The sequence below is a fragment of the Streptococcus sp. HMSC074B11 genome (assembly GCF_001808705.1).
GTDB lineage: Bacteria > Bacillota > Bacilli > Lactobacillales > Streptococcaceae > Streptococcus.
This window is the reverse complement of the sequence record NZ_KV794222.1, coordinates 1-4,341: the sequence shown is the minus strand read 5'-3', so window position 1 is coordinate 4,341 and position 4,341 is coordinate 1. Positions and strand designations below refer to the sequence as shown.

Here is a 4,341-nt window from a genome sequence, read left to right as displayed (position 1 = left end):
AATAACTTTATCTTCGTAAGTTAATTCTCCGCGAACATCTTTAGAAACAACATCATCTTTTTTTTCAGTATTTACATTTACATTTTTTTCTACGTTTGACATATGAAACTCCTTTATTTATTTAAATAATTCTTCTGTACATAGTATCCCAACCAAATTCCTAAGGCTCCACAGATTAAAACGAACAATGTTTTAAAGAAACCGAAGGATAGGATGAAGCAGGCTAGAATAATACCTACTACACCACTTAGAATTGGGTATTGATATTTTTTAAACCATTCCATTTTTTACTTCCTTACTTTACACGACTAACAATTTTCTTAGCTGCTTTTTGAGGGTTATATTCTTTCACTAAAACTTCCAGTTTAACCTCTCGATCAATACCAAAGAATTCTTTCAATCCTTTAGTGATTTCGTTTTGAACTACTTCAAATTTGTTAGCAATGTTATCTGAAAGAACAGTTGTACCTTCTACATAAATGAAACATTTCTTTTTTCGAGTATGGACTTTGATTTTTGGGTCCTTAACTAATTTATGATCAAGAACCAAACATCGAACAAATCCTTCGATAGCTGAATTTCTTAGCTTCAATTTATCACTCTTATCCCCAATTTTTATCTCTAAATACTGTCTAGGATAAAATAGGATTACTAAGATTAAAAGTATGATTAGAATAGATAGAGATAGTACTCCCCAAAAAATATATTTAGAAATTATAGCCTCGAAATACCAGCGTCTCCAGCTGAATATTTCAATACCTAGATCACCAACTTGATGGTAATCTATTAGAATAGGAAGGAAAATTGTCAATACTAAAATACATAGAGAAACTAGCAGTATTTTTTTCGATTTTGACATATAAAATCCTTTCAATTAAAGCACTAAACTATAGGTTTACCCGTCAATACTAAATTTAAATCTATAGTTTATGATTGAGTAAAAAGTTAACCTTTTTTACCCAAAAAGAATGATACTACAGCGACAACAATCACCGCACCAGCAATCGATGGAATAAGTGCCATTCCTGCTAGAGAAGGCCCCCATGTCCCAAAAAGCGATTGGCCGACGGATGACCCAATTAAACCAGCAAAAACATTTGCGATAATTCCCATTGAACCACCTTTTTTAGTAATTGCACCTGCAGCGAGACCGATAAAGCCTCCGATAATAATTGACCACAACATAATGGGCCTCCTTTCTTTTAACCAAAAAATTGTCTTTTGAATTTACAAAAGCTCTTTTGATTGAAGTTAGTATACCACTATATGAAAGCGAATACAAATTATATGCTCAAGAATATATGTTTTTAATAAAATTATATATCATAGACCATATTAAACTACAGCATTCTATTTGAACTTTCCCTATTGAGTTCATTTTTTATGGGATTAATGATCGTTTATTCTTCTCTCTCTTGAGCCCTCGGCAGAGCGTTTTAGTTTTGTACGTTGCGCAGCAATGTCAAAACTACAAAAACGTTACTCTTTGTCAAAGAGTAACAGAAACTCTGCTTGATCCGAGAGAGATACTCTTATTTACAACTGATTACATATCGACAATAGTTGGCGTGGAATAGCGATAGCCCCACGCCGTAGCCCAACATTTTGGGCTAAATGTTTCTCTTTAAGCTGTTGAAACTATATAGAAATCCATAGATTTAAAAATCATGGACTTATATAGTAGTCCATGATTTCTGAAAAGATGGATTTTATAGTGTTCCATAAATTCTAAAAAAATGGGCTTATATAGTAATCCATAAATTCTGAAAAGATGGACTTATATAGTAGTCCATAAATTCTAAAAAGATGGATTTATATAGTAGTCCATAAATTCTAAAAACGTGGACTTATATAGTGATCCATAAATTCTGAAAAGATGGGCTTGTATAGTATTCTATAAATTCTAAAAAGATGGTCACTATATAAGACCATCTTTTTGAAAAATAAATGCTCAAATAAATTTGTTAATCACGTTTTTAACGGAAATTTTCAAAAATTTTTATTATCTTTTGTTTTTTGTGGCATACTACTATCACAATAGTAAGAGAGGAAACAGACGAATGAATCAAATGACCATTTCTTTCAAAACCAAAACTGGCATGACAAATATACGTCATAATAACAGAGATCTGAGCGAAGAAGAATTTAAGAGTAATGAACACAAGCATATAAATCGTGCATTGTCCCACGAAAATATAACGATTATTAAACGTGACATCAAAGAAGTCTACCACGATGAATTTGACGATGCATTAAATACTTATAATTCAAAACAACGGAGGAAGGATAGAAAAATTGAAGACTACTACAAACACGTTAAAAAATCAAAGACATTGGATCTGCAACGTGAATTTGTAGTCTCAGTAGGTAATAAATCCGACTGGGAAAAGATGGATTTCAATAAAAAAAGAAAGGTAGGAGAGGCCCTAGCAAGCTACGTAAGAGATTTTAATGAACGACACGATCATTTAGTCATCTATAATGCAGTTGTCCATTTAGACGAAGATGGAGCTCCTCACGCTCATTTCAATGTTGTTCCTATTGCTGATGGATATAAAAATGGTCTTTCGAAACAACCATCTTTTTCAAAAGCTCTTCTCCAGGAAGGATTTAAAGAAAAAGGCCGTGGCCAACTGAAACAATTTCGTGATCATGAAATTGATAGGATTCAATACTTTATGAAAAACCTTAATATCGAACGCAAGTTAGGTCAGACGAACGATATTAAGGATATGCGAGAATATAAAGAAACTATGCGACAAATCGAATTACAGAAGCAGCAAGAAGAGAAGGAACTGCAGCATTTGAAGAACGAAGTCGCAAATATGTCCGAAGAGTTGGATAAAGCAAAATTAGAAGATGAAACTATCAATGCTATGTTACGTCTTAAAATGATCAGTGAAACTGAAGTAGATAAAAGTCAATTTGAAATCAAAGAGCGAGGCCTATTTAATAACCGTGAACGTGTTGTGATTGTTCCTGAAAATGAGTTTGATAAAATAGTCATGAAGGCGAACTATAGTCCATTGTCGAATTTGTTGAACGATTTTAAAGAGTCTATTCTTCAAATAGGGTTCATTAAAAAGTTACATTCTACAATTTCATCTTTAAAGAACGTAATCAGAGAACTGAAAGCAGAATTCCAAAAAGAGAAAGCTCACTTGGAAAATGAAAATCAAAATGCTTGGTCTAAGTATTTTGAAGCTAAGAAAGAAGCTGATAATTATAAACGTTTTAAATCAGAGTTTGAAAGATATTTATCTGAAGAGGAAAAAAATGAGATCTCAGATAAAATCTATGAACGTCAAGAAGCTGAAATTGAAGGAGGTTTGTGGCAAGATTTTGATTTAGATCGTTAGATAAATTAGGGGAACCTTTATTCTTTTCTCTCCTAGAAAAGGACTTGCATATGCAAGTCCTAATTCTTAATACATGTTCAAATTACAAAAATTCGTGGATATCTGTCTGATGTGATGCTTTCTCTGCCTCTATGATTATCTCTGCAGTAGTTGGCTTCCGTCTATCTCTAATTACCATCTCATACCCGATAACTTTTCGTCCTTTTTTTACAGTTGTTAAATCTATATCAGCGTTGAATTTCATTTCTAATTCTTCGCATGCCACCATGAGAGCATTCCTCTTAAACAAACCTGCAGGCCATGACTTCTCTTCACCCAAGAACCAATCTTGCCATTCCTCTAAACTTCCCTTAATGGTTGTATATTCTCGATTTCCTAAGCGATATGCTTCCCAAAGTTTCATCAAGATCAAAGAATACTTTGATTTCACATTTCCTAACTCATCCAAATGGAAAGAGTAGTAGTTTCTTTTCAACTCGAAAACTAAAGGTCCAGCATCTTCAGAGAATTTAAACTCTACAAGGCCATCCTCAATAAATCTTATTCTGCTGAAAAGTTGAGTCATGATTATTGAACGTCTACCATCAGGCAATGTTTCAGGAATATATAGAGCTGTATTCTCATTAAGTCTCGAAAAAGCTTCTGCAATCCGTCTATAATTCTGACCGTTTTTAGTTAAGCCAAAGTGCTTCATAATGTCAAGACTATGAACCGTAAAGACATCACCAACTCTACTATCTTTCGTTACAGATGAAAAACAGTAGTCTAAAACCTTGTGTTCAAAAGCTTTTAAATTACCAAATGCTTTGGCCAAGTCATTCGCCTGGACAACTAAATAATTTTGACGAGAAGCTAGTTCTTCATAAATCTTACTTGATTTTCTATTTGATACCATCTTGTTTACCTTTTACTATGTTTTCTATTATGCTATATTCTATCAATTTTTAATTTTATAGTCAATAATGGGGTACAAAATAGTCAA

The 4,341-nt window shown here is 32.9% G+C and carries 5 protein-coding genes and 1 pseudogene; 1 reads left to right on the top strand and 5 read right to left on the bottom strand.

Translation table 11 applies throughout. From position 1 onward, the window contains the following. The 4 genes and pseudogenes from HMPREF2619_RS11095 to HMPREF2619_RS00540 all read right to left on the bottom strand — a co-directional run. Nucleotides 1-102, bottom strand: a pseudogene (locus tag HMPREF2619_RS11095) (Asp23/Gls24 family envelope stress response protein); the annotation flags it as partial. Nucleotides 103-113: 11 nt separating this feature from the next. Further along, nucleotides 114-284, bottom strand: coding sequence for a DUF2273 domain-containing protein (locus HMPREF2619_RS00550; protein ID WP_070458149.1), 171 nt, complete (start codon nucleotides 282-284; stop codon nucleotides 114-116). A gap of 11 nt (nucleotides 285-295) precedes the next feature. Beyond that, nucleotides 296-859 carry an alkaline shock response membrane anchor protein AmaP gene (gene amaP, locus HMPREF2619_RS00545; protein WP_070458145.1) on the bottom strand — a complete coding sequence of 188 codons (564 nt, stop codon included), beginning with the start codon at nucleotides 857-859 and terminating at the stop codon, nucleotides 296-298. 86 nt (nucleotides 860-945) lie between these two features. After that, nucleotides 946-1,185, bottom strand: a complete 240-nt coding sequence (locus HMPREF2619_RS00540) for a GlsB/YeaQ/YmgE family stress response membrane protein (protein WP_070458142.1) — start codon at nucleotides 1,183-1,185, stop codon at nucleotides 946-948. An 875-nt stretch (nucleotides 1,186-2,060) separates the two neighbouring features. On the opposite strand from HMPREF2619_RS00540, the gene HMPREF2619_RS00535 reads away from it, so the two are divergent. Next, nucleotides 2,061-3,359 carry a plasmid recombination protein gene (locus HMPREF2619_RS00535; protein ID WP_070458140.1) on the top strand — a complete coding sequence of 433 codons (1,299 nt, stop codon included), beginning with the start codon at nucleotides 2,061-2,063 and terminating at the stop codon, nucleotides 3,357-3,359. Nucleotides 3,360-3,441: 82 nt separating this feature from the next. Here HMPREF2619_RS00535 and HMPREF2619_RS00530 read toward each other — a convergent pair whose 3' ends face one another. Then, the gene (locus tag HMPREF2619_RS00530; RefSeq protein WP_070458136.1) at nucleotides 3,442-4,254 is read right to left on the bottom strand and encodes a replication initiation protein; all 813 of its coding nucleotides are present in this window, start codon (nucleotides 4,252-4,254) and stop codon (nucleotides 3,442-3,444) included. Nucleotides 4,255-4,341: the final 87 nt, after the last annotated feature.